This window comes from Azospirillaceae bacterium, assembly GCA_028283825.1.
Taxonomy (GTDB): domain Bacteria; phylum Pseudomonadota; class Alphaproteobacteria; order Azospirillales; family Azospirillaceae; genus Nitrospirillum.
Map to the genome: position 1 here is coordinate 2,045,973 of JAPWJW010000003.1, position 20,544 is coordinate 2,066,516.

The following is a 20,544-nucleotide window of genomic DNA, read 5'->3' on the forward strand; positions in this document are numbered from 1 at the left end:
CGCGCTGGAAACTCAGGGCTTCCAGGCCAGGAAATTGGCGATCAGCCGCAGGCCGGTGGCCTGGCTTTTTTCCGGGTGGAACTGCGTGCCGGCCAGGTTGTCGCGGCCCACCAGGGCCGGGATGGCGCCGGCATAGTCCGCGTGGGCCTTCAGCAGGGCGGGGTCGCCCACCCTCAGCCCATAGGAATGGACGAAATAGACGTGCGATCCGGCCTCGATGCCGGCCAGCAGAGGGTGGCCCGGCTGGTCCAGCACCAGCTCGTTCCAGCCCATGTGCGGGATCTTCAGGGCGGGGTCGGCCGGAACCAACCGTTCCACCACCGCATCGATCCAGCCCAGGCCCGGGTGCACGCCATGTTCGCGGCCCTCTTTGGCCATCAACTGCATGCCGACGCAGATGCCCAGGAAGGGGCGGCCCTGGCGGATCACCGCCTGTTCCAGCGCGTCGCGCAGGCCCGGCACGGCGGTCAGCCCGGCCATGCAGTCGGCGAAGGCGCCCACGCCCGGCAGGATGATGCGGTCGGCCTGGGCGATCACCTCGGGCTCGGCCGTGACCAGCACGCGCAAGCCGTCATGGCCGGCCTCATGCGCCGCCCGTTCCACCGCCTTGGCGGCGGAACGCAAATTGCCGGAACCGTAGTCGATCAGGGCCACGGAGGGGTGAGGAAGGCGTCGTCGCGGTCATGGCGATGGCAACCCTATGGGATATGGTGTCAGAGCGTGCCGCCCAGCACGCCCTTGGTGGACGGCACGGCGTCGGCCTTGCGCGGGTCGATCTCGATGGCGGCGCGCAACGCCCGGGCCAGCGCCTTGTAACAACTCTCCACGATGTGGTGGTTGTTCTCCCCGTACAGATTTTCCATGTGCAGGGTGGAGCCGGAGGCGAAGGCGAAGGCCTGGAACCATTCCTTGAACAGTTCCGTGTCCATCTCGCCCAGCTTGTCGCGGGTGAAATGGACCTTCCAGATCAGGTAGGGCCGGTTGGACAGGTCGATGGCCGCGCGGGTCAGCGTCTCATCCATCGGGATGTAGGCGTGGCCATAACGGTTGATGCCGCGCCGGTCGCCCAGGGCCTTGGCCACGGCCTCGCCGATGGCGATGCCGGTATCCTCGGTCGTATGATGGAAATCGATGTGCAGGTCGCCCACCGCGCGGACCGTCAGATCGATCAGCGAATGGCGGGACAGCTGCTCCAGCATGTGGTCAAGAAAGCCGATACCGGTCGAGACGTCGTAGCGCCCGGTACCGTCGAGATCCACGGTCACGCTGATCTGCGTTTCCTTGGTCTTGCGCTCCACAGTGCTGCTGCGGGCGCCCGATGGTTCGTTCCTGTCCATAAACACTACTTAGCAGCAAGCCTGTTACCGTGAAAGGCCCGCAAGGCCCAGTTTGGCGCATGGGTGGTCGCTGCTGGTGCGCGCGCATCTTACACCTGCGGCGTGAGGTTCAGCCCATGCCGCATAGCCCGCGACCGCGGGCGCCGGACCTTTCCGGGGAACGGAGTGGACTGGAAAGGGAGGATTAGCCTGGCGGCCGGACGGCCGCGCCCGGCGCCTGAGGGGGCCTTTGATCGGTCAAGATCAAAGGCTGCACGCATTGAGCCCGCTGGCTTGACCCTGGTCATCGCCATCCCACATACCGTGCACCCCTAATCCATTCCCGTTTCCCAACCGGAACCCGTATCCCATGTCCGACTACGGCAAGACCCACGACCCCATCCAGTGGCACGGCACCACCATCCTTTCCATCCGCAAGAACGGGCAGGTGGTGGTGGCGGGCGACGGCCAGGTGTCGGTGGGCAGCACGGTGATGAAGTCCAACGCCCGCAAGGTGCGCCCGCTGGCCGGCGGCAGCGTCATGGCCGGCTTCGCCGGTGCCACCGCCGACGCCATGACCCTGTTCGAACGGCTGGAGGCCAAGCTGGAACAGTATCCGGGCCAGCTGACCCGGGCCGCGGTGGAACTGGCCAAGGACTGGCGCACCGACCGCTACCTGCGCCGGCTTGAGGCCATGATGGCCGTGGCCGACAAGCACGCCAGCCTGATCCTGACCGGCAACGGCGACGTGCTGGAGCCGGAGGACGGCATCATCGGCATCGGCTCCGGCGGCGCCTACGCCCTGGCCGCCGCCCGCGCCCTGATCGACCTGCCCGACATGGATGCCGAGGCCATCGCCCGCAAGGCCCTGGGCATCGCGGCCGACATCTGCGTCTACACCAACCGCAACGTCACCCTGGAAAAGCTGTGAGATCGGCGATGACCTCGTTCTCCCCCCGCGAAATCGTTTCCGAACTCGACCGCTACATCGTCGGCCAGAAGGACGCCAAGCGCGCCGTGGCCATAGCGCTGCGCAACCGCTGGCGCCGCCAGCAATTGCCCGACGCCTTGAAGGAGGAGGTTCTGCCCAAGAACATTCTCATGATCGGGCCCACCGGCGTCGGCAAGACGGAGATCGCCCGCCGCCTGGCCAAGCTGGCCCAGGCCCCCTTCCTGAAGGTGGAGGCCACTAAGTTCACGGAAGTGGGCTATGTCGGCCGCGACGTGGAACAGATCGTCCGCGACCTGGTGGAAATCGCCATCGGCCTGACCCGCCAGCGCCTGCGCAAGGAGGTGGCGGCCAAGGCCGAACTGCGCGCCGAGGAACGGGTGCTGGACGCCCTGGTGGGTGACAGCGCCTCGGCCGAAACGCGGCAGAAGTTCCGCAAGATGCTGCGCGAGGGCCAACTGAACGACAAGGAGATCGAAATCCAGGTGCAGGACAACGCCGCGTCGGCACCGGCGTTCGACATCCCCGGCATGCCCGGCGGGTCCATGAGCATGGTCAACTTGGGCGACATCTTCGGCAAGGCCTTCGCCGGCCGCACCAAGCCGCGCCGCATGACCGTGTCGGAAAGCCACACCGTGCTGATGGCGGAGGAATCCGACAAGCTGCTGGATAACGAGACGGTGGTGGCCGACGCCATCCACGCCGTGGAGCAGAACGGCATCGTCTTCCTGGATGAGATCGACAAGATCACCGCGCGTTCCGAAAATCGCGGCGGCGGCGACGTCAGCCGTGAGGGCGTGCAGCGCGACCTCCTGCCTCTGATCGAGGGCACGACGGTCAACACCAAGCATGGCGCGGTGAAGACCGACCACATCCTGTTCATCGCGTCCGGCGCCTTCCACGTGGCCAAGCCGTCCGACCTGCTGCCCGAGTTGCAGGGCCGCCTGCCCATCCGGGTGGAACTGAAGGCCCTGACGGAGGAAGACTTCCGCCGCATCCTGACGGAGCCGGAGGCCAGCCTGATCAAGCAGTACGTGGCCCTGCTGAAGACGGAGGACGTGGACCTCAGCTTCACCGACGACGCCATTGATGAGTTGGCCCGCCTGGCGGTGCAGATCAACAGCACGGTGGAAAACATCGGTGCCCGCCGCCTGCACACCGTGCTGGAACGCCTGCTGGAGGAAATCAGCTTCACCGCCGCCGACCAAGCGGGCACCGCTGTCGCCATCGACGCGGCCTATGTGCGGGAGAAGGTGTCGGACCTCGCCAAGAACGCCGACCTCAGCAAGTTCATCCTGTAAGCGGCGGTACTGGACGTTGACGTGCCAAGGGGCGGGCCATCCGGGTTCCGCCCCTTTTTCATGGGTCCGGGTGGATGGCGCCAGGTGGACAGCCGGTCGCGCGTCAATTTGGACATGGCGCCCGATGTCTTGACGATTTAATCCATTAATAAGCGATTTGACTTAAATTTTTACCGACAGCTCTTGGCGATAGAGGTGTGTGATCTATGACACAGAGAATCTCTTTAATGAAAATATAGACTATTTATACCTTATGAGGGGTTTGATAGGCCTCGGGCGGAACTTTATTGTTCCTGCATAGGATCAACCCAGGAAACGGCATCCGGGGGTCAAGATGAACGGTGATATGGGTGAGACGGCGGCGGCCCTGCCCCTGCCACAGGTCAAGAGTGCGGCGGACAAGAGTGCCGCGCGCTGGCTTTTGCTGGCGATGACGGCTGTCGGGCTGATTTTGCTGGCCGCCTGGTCGTCGTCGGGCGACGTCGGCACCGCCACGGCGGCGGCCAATACCGTCAGCGCCAAGGTGGCGGCGCCGGCCTCGGGTGTGCATCTCGACTGATAAAGACTGATCTTTTTTGATCCTGTTCGCGGGCGGCCTTGGGGCTGCCCTTTTTATTTGTGTTTGATTTGTCGGGGCCGGACGCCCCTGCGGCCGCGTCTTCCGTCAGGCGGAAGGGCGGCCCGTCCGGGAATTCCCCTCAAGGAGCTTCAGGGCCAAGGAACGTTGGCTCCCCAGGCATGGCCGAAGCTCAGGCGTGGCCCGGGGCCATTTCAGCCGTCGTCGGCATCTTGGCCGGCGGACGCGCCTTCGGCGACAGCAGCGTCTTGCGGGCCATATCGCCCATGAGCTTCAGCACGTCGTCGCGATAGACGCCATCGCGTTCCATCATCAGCCGGACCACCGGATCCTCCAGCATGTCCTTCAGTCGGGGTTCGTGGTGCACCATGGTGGGATCACCCTCCTTCAAGGCTTCGATAAGCCTGGTCGATGCCATTTGTTCCGGGTGGGGAGAACGTTTCCCGCACCCCGCGGCGGACGGCCGCAGACCTTTTCCCGGGCCCGTAAAAATCGCCGGTCATCACGCCCATGACCATGGCAGATGGCCCATGACAGGGGGATGTCGGGTTTGTTGCGGCCGATGTCGCCCGCCATTCGGCATACCCTTGCCGTATGGGTATCACGGCGGATCCCGCCCCACCCTGGCGCCGGTGGGGGGCCGATGGGCCGACATGCCGCAGCCGTCCCCGGGAAAATCCTTTTCAGCCAGGGTATTGCGCCAGCGGTGCGTCCAGGGGACCGTGGGCGGCAATGAAAAACGGCGGCCCCGGGGGACCGCCGTTTCGTGCCTGCGCCATTCTGTCACCCCGGCGGGGTGGCCAAGGGGGCGGGACCCGTCAGATGTCTTCCTCGCCATCGGCCAGGTGGCCCCGGCCCAGGACGCCTTCCCACTTGGCGATGACGGCGGCGGCCACGGAAACGCCCACCACGTTGGTGGCGCTGCGGCCCATGTCCAACAGGTGATCCACCGCCAACACCAGCACCATGCCCTCCGCCGGGATGTGGAAGAAGGGCAGGGCTGCCGCGATCACCACCAGCGAGGCGCGCGGCACGCCGGCGATGCCCTTGCTGGTCAGCAGCAGCAGGCCCAGCATCTCCACCTGCTGGCCGATGCTGATGTGGATGCCATAGGCCTGGGCGATGAACATGGTGGCGAAGGTGCAGTAGATCATCGAGCCGTCGAGGTTGAACGAATACCCCAGCGGCAGGACGAAACTGACGATCTTGCGGGCGGCGCCAAAGGCCTGAAGGCGCTCCAGGGTGCGGGGGTAGGCGGCTTCCGAACTGGCGGTGGAAAAGGCCAGCAGCACCGGCTGGCGGATGGCCGCCACCAGTTCGCGCACCCGGCCGCCGAGGAAGGGCACCGCCGCCGCCAGCAGCACCAGCCACAGCAGCGCCATGGTCAGGTAGAAGCCGCCGACGAACTTGACATAGCTGCCCAGCACGCCCAGCCCCTGGGTCGTCACCGTGGCTGCCAATGCGGCGAAGATGGCCAGCGGCGCGAACATCATGACGTAGCTGGTGATCTTCAGCATGACGGTGGCGATCTGTTCCACCAGATGCACCACCGCCGGCACTTTTTCCTTCACCGACGCGATGGCGATGCCGGCGAAGATGGAAAAGACGACGATCTGCAGGATCTCGTTATTGGCCATCGCCTCGACCACCGAGCGGGGCACCGTATGCTCGATGAAGTTCTTCAGGGTGAAGACGGCGGCGTCCGGCGCCTTGCCGCCGCTGGTGGGGTCGGGCAGGGACATGCCCACCCCGGGTTCCAGGATCTGCACCATCACCAGGCCCAGGACCAGCGAGACGATGCCGGCCAGCAGGAACCAGCCCAGCGTCTTCACCCCCACCCGGCCGATGGCGGCCACGTCCTCCATGTGGGCGATGCCCACCACCAGGGTGGAAAACACCAGGGGGGCGATGATCATCTTGATCAGGCGCAGGAAGATGTCGGTGACGATGGACAGGGTGCCGGACAGGGACGCGGCATCCGCCGCCGGCAGGCTGTGCCCCACCGCCCCCGTCGCGATGCCCAGGGCCATGGCGCCCAGCACGAACAGGGTGAAGCGCTTTTGCTGCATTGAAACCTATCCCCCGTTGGCCGGCGCCACCCCCGACCCTGGGGACGCCCACCCCGGCAAGACGGGACGGCGCGGACGCGGCCTGATTTTCAGTTACCGTCTACTTGCCTTGAAACCGGTCTCGTTGACAACGTCGGCATGGTGCGGCGGTCAAAATCTTAAGTCCGATACCGTACAGGCCCTTATCGGATGGGCATGGCGTACATCAGCCCGCCCTTGTTCCACAGGGCGTTCAGCCCCCGGTCCAGGCGCAGCACGGAATCCCGGCCGACATTGTGGTCGAACACCTCGCCGTAATTGCCCACCTGGGTGATGATGCGCACCGCCCACTGGTCATCCAGGCCCAGGTCGCGTCCCAGGCCCGCGCCCGACTGCACCCCCAGCAGGCGCTGCACGGCCGGTGCTGCGGAGGCCAAATTGTCCTTCACATTGGCCCGGGTGATGCCGCGTTCCTCCGCCTCGATCAGGGCGAAGACCGTCCATTTGACGATGTCGAACCATTGCTCGTCGCCCTTGCGCACGGCGGGGGCCAGCGGCTCCTTAGAGATCAGTTCGGGCAGGATCAGGTAATCGTCGGCGCTGACCGTCTGCGCCGCCCGTGCGGCGGCCAGGGCCGAGGCGTCGGTGGTGTAGGCGTCGCAGCGGCCGGCGAAGAAGGCGCCCACCACCTCCGCCAGGCTTTCGATGGCCAGGGGCGTGTAGGTCATGCCGGTGGACCGGAAATAGTCCGCCAGGTTCAATTCCGTGGTGGTGCCCTGCTGCACGCAGATGGTGGCGCCGTTCAGTTCGCGCACGCTGCGCGCCTTGAACGACCGGCGCACCATGAAGGCCTGGCCGTCGTAATAGACGGGCGGGGCGAAATTCATGCCCTGGGTGTCGCGCGTCAGGGTCCAGGTGGTGTTGCGCGACAGCAGGTCGATCTCCCCCGACGCCAGGCTGTTGAAGCGCTGGCGCCCGGTCAGGGGCACGAACTGAACCTTGTGGGCGTCGCCCAGCACGGCGGCGGCCACGGCGCGGCAGACGTCCACGTCCAGGCCGGACCAGTCGCCCTGGCTGTCGGGGGCGGCGAAGCCGGGCAGGCCGGTGTTGACGCCGCAGCGCAACGTGCCGCGCTGGCGCACCTGTTCCAGGGTGGTGGCGGCGGTGGCGGCATGCGCGCCGGCGACCGCCAGCAACGCCGCGAACCCGGCCATCAGGAAGGGCCGGGCCATCCGGCACCGCCGCAGCATCGATCGCATCCCCATGCCCCCAATCCCGTGACCGTCTGGCGGAAAAACCGATGCGCCGGCAATCGCTTGGCCGCCAAACGTAGTGCCAAACCCTGGGCAAGATACAAAAGCGCCGCGCGGGCGCCTAGTGCAGAACGGCCGTCGGCTGGGCCGGCATCATGAGATGTGAGGGATGGCATGAAGTCGCCAAGAAGCCACCAGCGCTATATTCGAATGGTTATAGCGTTTCCGAAATAACGGCCGAAATTGTGCAAGTGCGATAAATAAAATAATCCGCTCCTGCTCAGGGTGGGAAGAACTGGCCCTTCAAACAAGTCCGACAAACGGCTGAATTGGCTTGACCCGAGGCGCCGTGATAACAAAAACTTCTGGCGGGTAAGGGGTTGCCCGCCCATTCGTATTCCGAATTCAGATTTCCCATGTCCAGCGGCCCGCCGGCCGTCGCCTGTTCCCGACCGCATCTCGGGGATTGGGGGACGGGGTGCAGGGCTTTCGAACACACGACACGTCTCGCCAGATCGGGGAAGACAACCATGCCGCCCATCAAACTCACCCTCAACGGAAAGCCCTGGTCGGTCGATGCCGACCCCGACATGCCCCTGCTGTGGGCGGTGCGGGAGATCGCGGGCCAGACCGGGTCCAAGTTCGGCTGCGGTGCCGCCCAGTGCGGCGCCTGCACCATGCATGTGGACGGCCAGCCCGTGCGCTCCTGCTCCACCCCCATCGGGTCGATCGCCGGCTCCAAGGTCACCACGATCGAGGGGTTGGAAGGCAAGGTGTCCAAGGCGGTGCAGGACGCCTGGATCAAGCTGGACGTGGTCCAGTGCGGCTATTGCCAGTCCGGCCAGATCATGTCGGCCGTGGCGCTGCTGACCGACACGCCCAAGCCTACCGACCAGGACATCGACAGTGCCATGAGCGGCAACCTCTGCCGCTGTTCGACCTATGTCCGTATCCGCGCCGCCATCCATGAGGCGGCCAAGGCGCTGGAGATCTGATCATGCCCGATGGAATGACCGTACCCGCCACCTCCCGCCGCCGTTTCCTCCAGGTCACCGGCGGCGCCGGCGTCGGCCTGATGGTGGGCTTCACCTGGGCCGGCACCAGCCGCCGGGCGGATGCCGCCCCCGCCGCCGGGGCCAAACCCTTCACCCCCAACGCCTTCGTCTCGGTGGCGCCCGACAGCACCATCACCGTGCAGATCAAGCATCTGGAGATGGGGCAGGGCGTCCACACCGGCCTGACCGCCATCGTGGCGGAGGAGATGGACGCCGACTGGGCGCAGATGACGGCGCAGGCGGCCCCCGCCAATGCCAAGCTCTACAACAACACTGCCTTCGGCCCCATCCAGGGCACGGGCGGGTCCACCTCCGTCTATAATTCCTGGACGCAGCTGCGCCAGGCCGGCGCCACGGCGCGCGCCCTGCTGGTGGCCGCCGCGTCCCAGACCTGGGGCGTGCCGGTGGCGGAGATCACGGTGGCCAAGGGCGTCGTCTCGTCCGGCAAGCACAGCGCCAAGTTCGGTGAGCTGGCGGCCAAGGCAGCCACCCTGCCGGTGCCCACCGATGTCCCGTTGAAGGACCCGAAGACCTTCACGCTGATCGGCACCCGCCTGCCGCGCAAGGACAGCGTGGCCAAAAGCACCGGCAAGGCCGTCTTCGCCATTGATGTGGCGCAGCCGGGCATGCTGGTGGCGGTGGTGCAGCGCCCGCCGCGCTTCGGCGCCAAGGCTCAGACCATCGATGCCAAGGCGGCCAAGGCCATCAAGGGCGTGGTCGAGGTGGTGGAGATCCCCCGCGGCGTGGCCGTGGTCGCCAACTCCTACTGGGCGGCGCATCAGGGGCGGGACGCGCTGAAGGTCACCTGGGACGAGTCCGGGGCCGAGAAGCGCGGCACCGACGCCATCGTCGCCGACTACAAGTCCCTGCTGTCCCAGCCGGGTGAGCTGGTGACCAAGGTGGGTGATGTCGCCGCCGTGACCGGCGCCCAGGTGGTGAAGGCGGAATACACCTTCCCCTACCTGGCGCACGCGCCGATGGAACCGCTGACCTGCGTGGTGAAGCTGGGCCGGGAGGCCTGCGAGATCTGGGCCGGCGACCAGTTCCAGACGGTGGACCAGATGAACGCCGCCAAGGCGGCGGGGCTGAAGCCGGAACAGGTGACGATCAACACCGTCTATGCCGGTGGCAGTTTCGGCCGCCGCGCCAACCTGGAATCGGATTACATCGTCGAAGGTGTGACCATCGCCAAGGCGCTGTCCGATCCCAAGGTCCAGGGCGGCAAGCTGGGCGCCCGCCCGGTGAAGCTGATCTGGTCGCGGGAGGATGACATCCGCGGCGGCCGCTACCGCCCCATCTATGTCCATGGGGTGGAGGCCAAGCTGGGCGCCGACGGGTCGCTGCTGTCGTGGCAGCACCGCATCGTCGGCCAGAGCATCATGAAGGGCGGCCCGTTCGCCCAGCCGGGCAAGCCGGACAGCACCTCCACCGAAGGGGCGGCGGAAATCCCCTACGACGTGCCCAATCATCTGGTGGATCTGCACAGCACCGACACGGGCGTGCCCGTGCTGTGGTGGCGGTCGGTGGGGGCCACCCACACCGCCTTCGCCGTGGAAAGCTTCGTCGATGAATTGGCGGTGGCGGCACGCCAGGACCCCGTGGCCTTCCGCCGCAAACTGATGACCAAGCACCCGCGTCACCTGGCGGTGCTGAACCTGGTGGCGGAAAAGGCCGACTGGGGCAAGCCCCTGCCCAAGGGCTGGGCGCGCGGCATCGCCGTGGCGGAAAGCTTCAATTCTGTCGCCGCCCACGTGGCCGAGGTGTCGCAGGACGACAAGGGCCGGGTGAAGGTGGAACGCATGGTCTGCGCCGTGGATTGCGGCATCGCCATCACGCCCGACGTGATCAAGGCGCAGATGGAGGGCGGCATCGGCTTCGGCCTGGGCGCCGTGATGTTTGGTGCCATCACCATGACCGACGGCGTCGTCGACCAATCCAACTTCGACACCTATCGCTGCCTGCGTATCGATGAGATGCCGAAGGTGGAGGTCCACATCATGCCCAGCGCCAACCCGCCCACCGGCGTGGGTGAACCGGGCGTGCCCCCCGTGGGCCCGGCCGTCGCCAACGCCATCGCGGCGCTCACCGGCAAACGCGTCCGCGATTTGCCGTTTACCGGTTCCGTTAGTGTTTAAGATCCACTGATCCCGACTCGGGGCGCCAACGCGGCGTGAGGCATCCCCTCACGCCGCTAGCCCGCGACCGCGGGCGCCGCAGATTTTCGGGGAACGGAGTGGACTGAAAATCGAGGATAGCCAAGGGCCCGGATGGGCCCGCCGGCGCCTGAGGAAACCCAAATATTCTAGCCCGCGACCGCGGGCGCCGCAGATTTTCGGGGAACGGAGTGGACTGAAAATCGAGGATAGCCAAAGGGCCGGATGGCCCTGCCGGCGCTTGAGGAACTAATCAAGAGAGTCCGACAGCGGCGTCTCCGGCGGAATCTCCGACGCCAGGCGTTCCTCCAGCCGGCCCATCAGCGCCCACAACTGGTCGCGCTCGCCGGCACTCAGCTCCGACAGCAGCTTTTCCTCCCACGCCAGGGCCTCCGTCGCCACCTGGCGATAAAGGTCCTTGCCCGCCGTACTGAACGACAGGCGCAGCAGGCGCTGGTCCTGGGGGTGGACCTGGCGGTCCAGCAGGCCGGCCGCCACCAGGCGGTTCACCGCCCGGCTGACCTTGGCCTTGTCCATGGCCGTGCGCTCCACGATGTCGTTGGACGACAGCGGCTGCTCCTGGCCCAGGGTGGCGAACACCCGCCACTCCGGAATGCTGAGGCCGAAGCGGTCCTGATAGCGGGCGGCCAGCGCCAGGCTGACCTTCTTCGACAGGATGTTCAGCCGATAGGGCAGGAAGCGGTTCAGCTTCAGGTCGGCCGTGGGGGGCTGGGAGGGGGGCACGGGGTGGGCTTTCCTGTAACAAGAAAGGGGCGGCGACGGGCCCCGCTTGACAGCACGGCCGTACAGAGCTTACTCTCATAACAACGTTTCATTTGAAACGATAAAAAACCAACCGCTGTCCATCCTGTCAACGGGCCGCCCTTTCGGGGGTACGTCCAGGGGATGGAAGACGGGTTGGGAGGAAACAGCCCCGTTATTCCGTGGCCTCCGTCTGGGAGACCGGTTGGGTTATCCAATCGAACTCAAGGCTGCCGCCCACCCGTTCCGGGTGTGGCCGGCGCCTTGAGGGTGCCGTTTTTCCCGTCGATCCTGGCCGGCCACGGCAAGACGTGGCAGGCAGGACATAAGGAAAGGGCCCCATTCCCATGAAATTGGCCACGCTGAAAATCCTGGAACAGACCTTGGACGGCGCCTTGCAGGCGCAGGTGGGCCGCGACGGCATCCTGGTGGTGGTGTCGGCCGACCTGGCGCGCTGCCGTGTCGTCCCCGGCATCGCCGCCACCCTGCAGCAGGCGCTGGACCATTGGGTCGAGGTCGGCCCCCGCCTGGCCGAGGTCGCGGCCGAGCTGGACGCCGGCACCGCCCCCTTCGAATCGTTTGACGAGGGTGCTTGCGCCTCCCCCCTGCCGCGCGCTTTCCAGTGGGCGGACGGGTCGGCCTACGTCAACCATGTGGAACTGGTGCGCAAGGCGCGCGGCGCCGACATGCCGCCCAGCTTCTGGACCGATCCGCTGATGTACCAGGGCGGCTCCGACAGCTTCCTGGGCCCCCGCGATCCCATCCTGGTGGCCAACGAGGCCTGGGGCGCGGATCTGGAGGCGGAGGTGGCGGTGGTCACCGGCGACGTGCCCATGGGGGTATCGGCCGAGGAGGCGCGCGGCCTGGTGCGCCTGGTCATGCTGGTCAATGACGTGTCGTTGCGTGGCCTGATCCCGAACGAACTGGCCAAGGGTTTCGGCTTCTTCCAGTCCAAGCCGTCCAGCGCCTTTTCCCCCGTGGCGGTGACGCCTGACGCCCTGGGCGACGCCTGGCGCGACGGCGTGCTGCACCTGGACCTGCTGTCCTTCATCAACGGCCAGCCGTTGGGCCGGCCCAACGCCGGCGTGGACATGACCTTCGACTTCGGCCGCCTGATCGCGCACGCCGCCCGCACCCGGCCGCTGTGTGCCGGCACCATCATCGGGTCCGGCACCGTGTCCAACCGGGGTCCCGACGGCGGCCCGGGCCTGCCCATCGCCGAGGGCGGCGTGGGTTACTCCTGCCTGGCGGAGGTGCGCACGGTGGAAACCCTGCGCCATGGCCAGCCCAGCACGCCCTTTCTGCGCCATGGCGACACGGTGCGCATTGAGATGCGGGACGCCGAAGGCGCCAGCATCTTCGGCGCCATCGAACAGGTCGTGTCTGGTGTCTGAGTTCCCTCAAACGCCGGGCGCGGCCATCCGGCCGCATGGCTTGTCCTCGCTTTCCAGTCCGCCTTCGGCTCCCCGAAAAGCTCCGGCGGCCCCGGTCGGGGCCTACGGCGGCTTTGCCGCCGCTTCCCAGCCCAGTTTTAAGGACCGCCTGATCCCATGTCCCTGACGCTCTACACCTACTTCCGCTCCTCCGCCGCCTATCGCGTGCGCATCGCCCTGAACCTGAAGGGCCTGACGGCGGAACAGGTGCCGGTGCATCTGCTACGCGATGGGGGGGAGCAGTTGAAGCCAGATTACCTGGCGCTGAACCCGCAGGGGCAACTGCCCACCCTGGCGGTGGAGGGGGCGGACGGCACCGCCCTGCTGACCCAGTCGCTGGCGATCGTGGAGTACCTGGACGAGGTGCATCCCCAGCCGGCGCTGCTGCCCGGTGACCCCATCGCCCGGGCGCAGGCGCGGGCCGTGGCGCTGGCCATCGCCTGCGACATCCACCCCATCAACAATCTGCGGGTCCAGAAGTACCTGAAGGGTGAGATGGGCGTGGATGAGGATAAGGCCGGCCGCTGGGTGCGCCACTGGATGGAAACCGGCCTGGCGGCGGTGGAGGCGATGGTGGCGCCCCACGCCGGCCGTTTCTGCTTCGGCGACACGCCCGGCCTGGCCGACCTGATGCTGGTGCCGCAGATGTACAACGCCCGCCGCTTCAACGCCGACCTGTCCGCCTGCCCCACGCTGGTGGCGATCGACGCTGTGGCGCTGGCGCTGCCGGCCTTCGCCAACGCCGCACCCGACCGTCAGGTCGATGCGCCGCCGGCATGATTGGTCAGTGGCAGAGCGTTTTGTCGGGATAAGGGACGTTCCAAATCGGCGATAGCGTCATCGGGGGCGTAATTTTTGGATACTCGCTTAACTTGGCTGCCGCAGCGTCCGGATGTGGAAATGCGGCTTGGACGGGTGGCCCATTCAACGTGGAATGTATATTCCCCACGTATGATACTTTGCCTGGAAGGATTTCAAATTTAATCGTTCCCAGGCACAGTCTAGTAATTTTCGTAATTATCGGATGCGTTATCGCATAGTCGATCACATAATAACCTGGCTTTGCTTCAACAACATAATACTCTGTCGGATTCTTCCTTTCGAAGGTATCTCCATTGGTTATACGGATCGCACGATCGTCGAATTTCCCATCCTTATCGACGCCTTGAAAATATAATTCTATCTGAGCCGTATAGTATTTATCCAGCCCTTCCCAACCAAGAACCATGAGGCCCTTACTGTTGTCGGAATCAAACTTGAAATCTTTATTCACTTGTCCGGCGGAGCACCCTGCCAGTGCGATAAATGTCGAAATAAGGATAAATCTCCCGTCCCAGACTTTCATATTTATGGATTCCTTGCATGCTTGATTACAAATCTGAATGTAATGTGTGTTGAAGCCGGTGTCGATCACTGGCGCATACGATCACACCGAAGGTGACCTTGCCCTCGCCGGACGGTCGCGGCCAAGGCATGATGCGTTGGCCTGTTTTAGCCTGACTCGAGCAATCCTCGGCCATGCCCTTCGATCTCGCACCCTTGGACGTCCTGGCCCTGGTCACCTTCGCGGTGCTGTGGGGCGGCTATAACGTCGTCTTCCGTCTGCCGGGCGCGCCGGCCAGCCTGAACCTGCATATGCGCACGGTGCGCGAGGTGTGGATGCGCAACATGCAGGCGCGCGACACCCGCCTGCTGGACGGCCAACTGCTGGGCCACCTGATCCAAAGTGTGTCGTTCTTCGCCTCCACCACTGTGCTGCTGATCGCCGGTGACCTGAGTGCCCTGGTGAACGCCGACCGGCTGGCGGCCCTGGTGGACAGGATGCACGTGGCCAGCACGGTCTCCGGCGCCCTGGTCGAGGTGAAGCTGTTCCTGCTGCTGGGCGTGCTGGTCTACGCCTTCTTCCAGTTCACCTGGGCGGTGCGGCAGTACAACTACACCTGCGCCCTGATCGGCGCCATGCCGGACGCCACCAATCATCCGCCCAGCGTGGACGTGGAAGAGGCGGCGGACGCCGCCGCCACGCTGCTGTCATTGGCGGTGCAGAGCTTCAACGCCGGGGTGCGCGCCTATTATTTCGGGTTCGCGGCCCTGGGCTGGTTCGTCCACCCGCTGGCCTTCATGGCCTCCACCGCGCTGGTGATCGTGGTGCTGGTGCGCCGCCACTTCCACTCCCGCGCCTTCCACGCCGTGCGCCGCTTCGGCACGGCGGTGCAGATGGCCCTGCCGGAACGGGCGGCCCCCCGCCGGCCGCCGGAGGGGGCGTGAGAATTATTTGTTTGTGCCCGCAGTTGCCGGGCGCCGGCCTTCGCCGGCTTGGCTTCCTCGGTTTCCAGTACACTTCGTTCCCCGGAAACCTGCGGCGGCCGCAGTCGCGGCCTACAGCCGCATGAGTGCGGCCAGATTTTATTTGGCCTGTTCGTCGTAGATGTGGCGCCCGCCACGCGGGTCGGTGACGGTCCAGCCGCCGTCCATGTCCTTTTCCAGGTAATCGGCGGTCAGCGGCACCTTGCCGTGGCCGCCGGGGATGTCCAGCACGTAAGTGGGCTGGCATAGGCCGGAGACGTCGCCGCGCAGCTGGCGCATCAGGCTGCGGCCCCGGTCCACCGTGGTGCGGAAATGGCCGGTGCCTTTGGCCAGATCCCCCTGGTGCAGGTAGTGTGGTTTCACCCGTGCCTGGACCAGGGCGCGGAAGGTGCGGGTCAGGGTCTCGACATCGTCGTTCACACCCTTCAGCAGCACGGTCTGCGCCAGCAGGGGGATGCCGGCATCCACCAGCCGGGCGATGGCGGCGCGGTTGGTGTCGTCCAGTTCCCGCCAGTGGTTGGCATGCAGCATCAGCCAGCTGGCCACCCGCCGGCCCTTCAACGCCGCCACCAGTTCCGGCGTGATGCGCGCGGGATCGACCACCGGCACGCGGGTGTGGAACCGCACGATGCCGACATGGGGGATGGCGTCCAGGCGTGCCACGATATCGGCCAGGCGGCGGGGCGACAGGATCAGGGGGTCGCCCCCGGTCAGGATGACCTCCCACACCTCCTCATGCGCGGCGATGTAGGCGATGGCGGCGTCCAGGTCGGCGCCGTCCAGCGCCTCGCTGCCCGGGCCCACCATCTCGCGCCGGAAGCAGAAGCGGCAATAGACCGGGCAGACGTTGGCGGCCTTCAGCAGCACGCGGTCGTGATAGCGGTGGACGATGCCCTTCACCGGGCTGTACGGCGCGTCGCCGATGGGATCGTCCAGTTCGGCCGGGGTGGTGTCCAGCTCCTCTCCGCTGGGGATGAACTGGCGGGCCACCGGGTCGTGCGGGTCGGTGGGGTCGATCAGGCCCGCCATCTGGTCGGTAACCGATACGGCGAAGCTGGCCGCCACTTGCTCCAGCACCGGCAGGGCGTCGGCCGGGGCCAGGCCGGCCTCCACCAGGCCGGAAGAGGTGCGGATGGGCGCCTTGCGGGCGGCGGCGGGATGCGGGATCGCGGGGGATGCAGGCTGGCGAACGGCGTTGCCCAAGGAACCCTCCCCGGAAATGGCATGCGGAACGTGATGGGACAGGGGCCTAGATCGGCCTTGGCGCGGCCTTCGTCAAGCCATCCCCCCGCATGGGCCCCCCGCGACGCCGGTTGGCTTTGGCGCCGGCCTTGCGGCACAGTGGTCGCAGGATGGGGCGCAGCGGGGGCGACCGATGGGATACGGACGGGCCGTCCTGGCGGCCGTACTGCTGATTGGATGGATGACGGGCATGACCGATGTGAGCGCGACCGAAATGCAAACTGCTCCGTACGGCACCTGGGCTTCGCCCATCACCGCCGCTCGATTGGCCGGCAGCGAGGTACGCTTGGCCGACCTGACGGTGGATGGTGGCACGCCCTATTGGCTGGAAAGTCGGCCGGCGGAAAAGGGCCGTTTCGCTATCGTAACGCCGGTGGGCACTGGCGGCGTTCGCGAGTTGACGGGGCCGGATGTCAACGTGCGCAGCCGCGTGCACGAATATGGCGGCGGCGCCCTGCTGGTGGCGGGCGGCCATTTGTACTTCAGCAACTTCGCCGACCAGCGGCTGTACACGGCACCGGTCGGCGGTGGCGCGCCGGTGGCCCTGACGCCGCAGGGCTACCGCTACGCTGACTGCGCCCCTGGCGCCGCCGGAATCCTCTATTGCGTGCGGGAGGACCATACCGCCCCGGGTGAGGCCAAAAATGCTATCGTCCGGCTTGAGGTGGATAAGCCTGGCGATGCCGGCACAGTGCTGTTCGGCGACAGCGATTTCGTTGCCTATCCGCGTCTCAGCCCGGACGGCCGGCGCCTGGCTTGGATCGCCTGGTCCCACCCCAATATGCCCTGGGACACCACCACCCTCTATGTCGCCGATGTCGGGCCGCAGGGCCTGACCGGCATCCATGCGGTGGCCGGCGGGCATGAGGAATCGGTGCTGGAGCCGCAATGGGACGCCGACGGCACGCTCTATTTCATTTCCGACCGTGGCGATTGGTGGAACCTGTATGCCTGGCGCGACGGCCAGGTGCGGCCGGTGGCGCCGCGCGAGGCGGACTTCGGCGGGCCGCTGTGGAATTTGGGCCTGGCGACCTATGCCCTGACCGGCGACGGCCGGGCGGTGGCGCGCTACAGCGCCCAGGGACTGGACCATCTGACGGTGCTGGACCTGAAGGCCGGCACGACGCGTGACCTTGACCTGCCCTTCGTCAGCATCACCGGCGTGCGCTCGGCGGGCACCAACCACGCAGTGATGATCGCCGGTTTCGCCGACGCCACCGCGGCGGTGGTCAGCGTTGACCTGGCGAGTGGCCGGCACACCATCCTGCGCCGCCCGGCGCCGGAGGATCTGGACGCTGCCCTGGTGTCCCGCGCCCGGCCCATTGACTTCCCCACGGCACCGGGCCCGGACGGCCAGGCGCGCACCGCCCATGCCTTCTATTACGCCCCCACCAACCCGGCCTTCCGGGCGCCGGCGGGGGAGAAGCCGCCCCTGCTGGTCAAGGTGCACGGCGGGCCCACCGCCGGGGCCAAGCCGGCGCTGGATCTGGGCATCCAGTACTGGACCAGCCGGGGTTTCGCCGTGGTGGACGTGAACTATGGCGGCAGCACCGGCTACGGCCGCGCCTACCGCAACCGGCTGCGCGGCAACTGGGGCGTCACTGATGTGCAGGACGCCACGGCGGTGGTGGCCTATCTCGACCGGGCCGGCCTGGCGGACGCGACCCGCGCTGCCATCCGGGGCGGCAGTGCCGGCGGCTACACCACCCTGGCCTCATTGGCCTTCACGCAGGTGTTCAAGGCCGGCGCCAATTACTACGGCGTCTCGGACATGGAGGCGCTGGCCAAGGACACGCACAAGTTCGAAAGCCGTTACCTCGACAGCCTGGTGGCCCCCTATCCCGCGGGCAAGGATATCTACGACGCCCGCAGCCCCCTGCACCATCTGGACGGCTTCTCCGCCCCGCTGATCACCTTCCAGGGGTCGGAGGACGCGGTGGTGCCGCCGGCACAATCGCGCAGCATCGTGGCCGCGCTGAAGGCCAAAGGCGTGCCCGTCGCCTATATCGAGTTCGAGGGCGAACAGCACGGCTTCCGCAAGGCCGACAGCATCATCCGCGCGCAGGAGGCGGAGCTGTATTTCTACGGCCGCATCTTCGGCTTCCAGCCGGCGGACACGTTGCCGCCGGTGGTGATCGAAAATTTGCGGTGAGGGGCTAAAGTTAAGTTTTCTACAAAAGACAGGAAGGTTGAGGAGCATAGATGTCTAAATTCTAATCAAGGTTATTTTGAGAGAGATGGGAGCATAATTTTTGTGTACACGCCATATGGGTGCATTATTAATTTATTGAGAGAATCGCATTTTTCTGAAATTGCATGATGGGTGAAAGGTACGATGAGCAGAAAATATGGCTTCGTTGCTTATATTGATGAATCTGGAGATGATGGTTTGGATAAGGTATTTCCAAATCGTTCTAATGGATCATCTGAATGGTTCGTTCTTTCTGCCGTAGTAGTTAGAGCAGAGAATGAAAATAAAATTGGAAAAATTCAACGGGAAATTATATCAAAATTCAAAAACACCCAAAGAAAATATATTCATTATCGCGATTTGATAGACGCAAAGAAACAGATTGCGTGTTCCGAAATCGGCCGCGCTGACCTGCGTTGTTTTGTTGTTATGTCAAATAAGAAAAACATGGAGAGATACAGAAATGAAAAATGTAAAAAAGATAAGAATTATTTATATTGGTGGTGTACTAGACTTTTGATGGAGCGCGTAACAGAGTTCTGCGAAAGCAAATCCATAAAACTTTATGGAGAATATATGCAATAAAAACAATTTTCTCGCAGCGCGGTGGTATGTCTTATCAAAATCTAATTGATTATATGGAAAAATTAAAAATCCAAACGTGGACAAATTCTTTAAGAATCCCAGGATATATAAAATGGGACGTATTCGACGTGGAGCAAATAAAGGTTGTTTCTCACAAAAATGAAGCTGGCCTGCAACTCGCTGACGTTGTTGCGGGGTCTTTTTATGAGGCTGTGTCGGTTGAGCGACAGAGGGGATGCTTTGCAGATCATGCAAAACTAATTGTTCCTCGCTTATATCGAGGGAAGAAGGGCGTAATTATAGGAAATGGAATTAAACCGATGCCAGCTCTCGATAAGATGGGGCTTTTGCCTCAACAACGAGAAATTTTTGAATTTATGGGATATGCGCGTAGGAAATGGTAGGTGCCTGGCCTCTTTAATCCATTGCGACTTCCGCAACTGCCGCCCGTAGGGCAACTCAGAGGTAGTTCCAGCGCACCTACCGGCAACTAATATAATGGATTCGCTGATAAAAATCAACCCCCTGTAAGGGTTTGATAAGATTCAGCTTTTAGATAAAGGCGCAACACGCGCGGCGAATAAGGAAATGGAATGGTGTCCCCGGCGGGATGTGACCAGACCGGAAGAAACCCGCAGGTTTCCTCGGTTTCTGTGGGGTATGTGCTGCGTGTTTGTGTAGTGCCGACCGGACGCGATCTTGGAACGGAGAACGTCCCCACGCACTGCAAATCCAGCATTGTGGCCACGACTCGGGTGGGCTGCTGATCGGGTAAACAGCGCCACCACCAACCGTCAACCGACCGTCTGACTGACCTGTAGCCAACGATTGGGTTGGCTGGCGTCTCTGAGGACCGGGGCTGGTCTTCGACCGGCCACGCTGCTCAGCTTCGGCGCCTTCCAAAGCATCATTCTGCCCGTGTTGGTCAGTCCCATGGCGCTGTGCTGCCGTCCGGTCGAAGGATGGTTTGTGCCTGCCGGCAGAGGGACGGTCACGACCGACGGTTGTCCGGACGAGTTCCTAATATGTGTACCAACAAGGGGACGGGGACGGTACAGGACGGTCACAGACGACGATTGGGATCACGATCACCCAACCATCGACACTACGCTCAATCTGACCATTGGAACGACGTTGAGCCGACCATCATCCAAGAGAGATTGTGGGCAACCGTGTAGGCGCGCGATGTGTCATGGGGTGGCCCTACATGGGTGAACTGGTCCGTGACAGGTGATCGTCCGGTTCCATCTTCCTCATGATGGCAGACCTGTCCCACCGCATTCCTGAGGGTATTGATGGGGGAGATGCAGGCTGACCGTGATGGAACCCGTCTGGCATCGGTTCTGGGGGGCTGTGGATGGCCTGTAGGCCT

19 protein-coding genes are annotated in these 20,544 nt (G+C 64.7%); 11 read left to right on the forward strand and 8 right to left on the reverse strand.

The annotated features are described in order from the left end of the window. Positions 1–12: 12 nt before the first annotated feature. Both hisH and hisB read right to left on the reverse strand, forming a co-directional pair. Complete coding sequence (gene hisH, locus PW843_21305; protein MDE1149112.1) at positions 13–654, reverse strand: imidazole glycerol phosphate synthase subunit HisH; 642 nt, start codon at positions 652–654, stop codon at positions 13–15. 59 nt (positions 655–713) lie between these two features. Continuing rightward, the gene (hisB, locus tag PW843_21310; GenBank protein ID MDE1149113.1) at positions 714–1,337 is read right to left on the reverse strand and encodes an imidazoleglycerol-phosphate dehydratase HisB; all 624 of its coding nucleotides are present in this window, start codon (positions 1,335–1,337) and stop codon (positions 714–716) included. Positions 1,338–1,686: 349 nt separating this feature from the next. Here hisB and hslV point away from each other — a divergent pair, with 349 nt between their 5' ends. The 3 genes from hslV to PW843_21325 all read left to right on the forward strand — a co-directional run bounded on the left by hslV (position 1,687) and on the right by PW843_21325 (position 4,125). Continuing rightward, on the forward strand, positions 1,687–2,247 hold the full coding sequence (gene hslV, locus PW843_21315) for an ATP-dependent protease subunit HslV (GenBank protein MDE1149114.1): 561 nt from the start codon (positions 1,687–1,689) through the stop codon (positions 2,245–2,247). Between the two features lie 8 nt (positions 2,248–2,255). Beyond that, positions 2,256–3,566, forward strand: coding sequence for an ATP-dependent protease ATPase subunit HslU (gene hslU, locus PW843_21320; protein ID MDE1149115.1), 1,311 nt, complete (start codon positions 2,256–2,258; stop codon positions 3,564–3,566). A 334-nt stretch (positions 3,567–3,900) separates the two neighbouring features. Next, positions 3,901–4,125, forward strand: a complete 225-nt coding sequence (locus tag PW843_21325) for a hypothetical protein (protein ID MDE1149116.1) — start codon at positions 3,901–3,903, stop codon at positions 4,123–4,125. Between the two features lie 190 nt (positions 4,126–4,315). Here the strand turns inward: PW843_21325 and PW843_21330 are convergent, their stop codons facing one another. From PW843_21330 to PW843_21340, 3 genes are all read right to left on the reverse strand, one after another. Further along, on the reverse strand, positions 4,316–4,561 hold the full coding sequence (locus PW843_21330) for a hypothetical protein (GenBank protein MDE1149117.1): 246 nt from the start codon (positions 4,559–4,561) through the stop codon (positions 4,316–4,318). Between the two features lie 400 nt (positions 4,562–4,961). Then, complete coding sequence (locus PW843_21335; protein MDE1149118.1) at positions 4,962–6,212, reverse strand: dicarboxylate/amino acid:cation symporter; 1,251 nt, start codon at positions 6,210–6,212, stop codon at positions 4,962–4,964. A gap of 182 nt (positions 6,213–6,394) precedes the next feature. After that, positions 6,395–7,405: an amino acid ABC transporter substrate-binding protein gene (locus tag PW843_21340; GenBank protein MDE1149119.1), complete on the reverse strand. Its 1,011-nt coding sequence runs from the start codon at positions 7,403–7,405 to the stop codon at positions 6,395–6,397. Between the two features lie 569 nt (positions 7,406–7,974). On the opposite strand from PW843_21340, the gene PW843_21345 reads away from it, so the two are divergent. Together PW843_21345 and PW843_21350 are read left to right on the forward strand one after the other, a co-directional pair. Next, positions 7,975–8,439 (forward strand): (2Fe-2S)-binding protein, encoded by a 465-nt coding sequence (locus tag PW843_21345; protein MDE1149120.1) that lies wholly within the window; start codon positions 7,975–7,977, stop codon positions 8,437–8,439. A 2-nt stretch (positions 8,440–8,441) separates the two neighbouring features. After that, positions 8,442–10,634, forward strand: a complete 2,193-nt coding sequence (locus PW843_21350) for a xanthine dehydrogenase family protein molybdopterin-binding subunit (GenBank protein MDE1149121.1) — start codon at positions 8,442–8,444, stop codon at positions 10,632–10,634. Between the two features lie 267 nt (positions 10,635–10,901). On the opposite strand, the gene PW843_21355 is transcribed toward PW843_21350, so the two are convergent. Then, a complete protein-coding gene (locus tag PW843_21355) occupies positions 10,902–11,396 on the reverse strand; it encodes a MarR family transcriptional regulator (protein MDE1149122.1) in 495 nt (164 codons plus the stop codon). A gap of 365 nt (positions 11,397–11,761) precedes the next feature. Here PW843_21355 and PW843_21360 point away from each other — a divergent pair, with 365 nt between their 5' ends. Next, positions 11,762–12,808, forward strand: a complete 1,047-nt coding sequence (locus tag PW843_21360) for a fumarylacetoacetate hydrolase family protein (GenBank protein MDE1149123.1) — start codon at positions 11,762–11,764, stop codon at positions 12,806–12,808. Between the two features lie 162 nt (positions 12,809–12,970). After that, positions 12,971–13,627 carry a maleylacetoacetate isomerase gene (gene maiA, locus PW843_21365; GenBank protein ID MDE1149124.1) on the forward strand — a complete coding sequence of 219 codons (657 nt, stop codon included), beginning with the start codon at positions 12,971–12,973 and terminating at the stop codon, positions 13,625–13,627. A gap of 4 nt (positions 13,628–13,631) precedes the next feature. Here the strand turns inward: maiA and PW843_21370 are convergent, their stop codons facing one another. Continuing rightward, the gene (locus PW843_21370; protein ID MDE1149125.1) at positions 13,632–14,192 is read right to left on the reverse strand and encodes a hypothetical protein; all 561 of its coding nucleotides are present in this window, start codon (positions 14,190–14,192) and stop codon (positions 13,632–13,634) included. A gap of 173 nt (positions 14,193–14,365) precedes the next feature. On the opposite strand from PW843_21370, the gene PW843_21375 reads away from it, so the two are divergent. Continuing rightward, on the forward strand, positions 14,366–15,115 hold the full coding sequence (locus tag PW843_21375; protein MDE1149126.1) for a DUF599 domain-containing protein: 750 nt from the start codon (positions 14,366–14,368) through the stop codon (positions 15,113–15,115). A 138-nt stretch (positions 15,116–15,253) separates the two neighbouring features. On the opposite strand, the gene PW843_21380 is transcribed toward PW843_21375, so the two are convergent. Next, the gene (locus PW843_21380) at positions 15,254–16,357 is read right to left on the reverse strand and encodes a lysine-2,3-aminomutase-like protein (GenBank protein MDE1149127.1); all 1,104 of its coding nucleotides are present in this window, start codon (positions 16,355–16,357) and stop codon (positions 15,254–15,256) included. A gap of 253 nt (positions 16,358–16,610) precedes the next feature. Between PW843_21380 and PW843_21385 the strand changes: the two genes are divergently transcribed. The 3 genes from PW843_21385 to PW843_21395 all read left to right on the forward strand — a co-directional run bounded on the left by PW843_21385 (position 16,611) and on the right by PW843_21395 (position 19,576). Next, positions 16,611–18,548, forward strand: coding sequence for a prolyl oligopeptidase family serine peptidase (locus PW843_21385; protein MDE1149128.1), 1,938 nt, complete (start codon positions 16,611–16,613; stop codon positions 18,546–18,548). 183 nt (positions 18,549–18,731) lie between these two features. Further along, positions 18,732–19,172 carry a DUF3800 domain-containing protein gene (locus PW843_21390; protein MDE1149129.1) on the forward strand — a complete coding sequence of 147 codons (441 nt, stop codon included), beginning with the start codon at positions 18,732–18,734 and terminating at the stop codon, positions 19,170–19,172. A gap of 26 nt (positions 19,173–19,198) precedes the next feature. After that, complete coding sequence (locus PW843_21395) at positions 19,199–19,576, forward strand: DUF3800 domain-containing protein (protein MDE1149130.1); 378 nt, start codon at positions 19,199–19,201, stop codon at positions 19,574–19,576. Positions 19,577–20,544: the final 968 nt, after the last annotated feature.

Coding starts and splice junctions, on each gene's coding strand:
- PW843_21385 (MDE1149128.1), top strand. CDS start 16,611: ATGCAAACTGCTCCGTACGGCACCTGGGCTTCGCCCATCACCGCCGCT.
- PW843_21395 (MDE1149130.1), top strand. CDS start 19,199: ATGTCTTATCAAAATCTAATTGATTATATGGAAAAATTAAAAATCCAA.
- PW843_21345 (MDE1149120.1), top strand. CDS start 7,975: ATGCCGCCCATCAAACTCACCCTCAACGGAAAGCCCTGGTCGGTCGAT.
- hslU (MDE1149115.1), top strand. CDS start 2,256: ATGACCTCGTTCTCCCCCCGCGAAATCGTTTCCGAACTCGACCGCTAC.
- PW843_21390 (MDE1149129.1), top strand. CDS start 18,732: ATGAGCAGAAAATATGGCTTCGTTGCTTATATTGATGAATCTGGAGAT.
- PW843_21335 (MDE1149118.1), bottom strand. CDS start 6,212: ATGCAGCAAAAGCGCTTCACCCTGTTCGTGCTGGGCGCCATGGCCCTG.
- PW843_21325 (MDE1149116.1), top strand. CDS start 3,901: ATGAACGGTGATATGGGTGAGACGGCGGCGGCCCTGCCCCTGCCACAG.
- hisB (MDE1149113.1), bottom strand. CDS start 1,337: ATGGACAGGAACGAACCATCGGGCGCCCGCAGCAGCACTGTGGAGCGC.
- PW843_21360 (MDE1149123.1), top strand. CDS start 11,762: ATGAAATTGGCCACGCTGAAAATCCTGGAACAGACCTTGGACGGCGCC.
- PW843_21330 (MDE1149117.1), bottom strand. CDS start 4,561: ATGGCATCGACCAGGCTTATCGAAGCCTTGAAGGAGGGTGATCCCACC.
- PW843_21340 (MDE1149119.1), bottom strand. CDS start 7,405: ATGGCCGGGTTCGCGGCGTTGCTGGCGGTCGCCGGCGCGCATGCCGCC.
- PW843_21375 (MDE1149126.1), top strand. CDS start 14,366: ATGCCCTTCGATCTCGCACCCTTGGACGTCCTGGCCCTGGTCACCTTC.
- hslV (MDE1149114.1), top strand. CDS start 1,687: ATGTCCGACTACGGCAAGACCCACGACCCCATCCAGTGGCACGGCACC.
- PW843_21350 (MDE1149121.1), top strand. CDS start 8,442: ATGCCCGATGGAATGACCGTACCCGCCACCTCCCGCCGCCGTTTCCTC.
- PW843_21370 (MDE1149125.1), bottom strand. CDS start 14,192: ATGAAAGTCTGGGACGGGAGATTTATCCTTATTTCGACATTTATCGCA.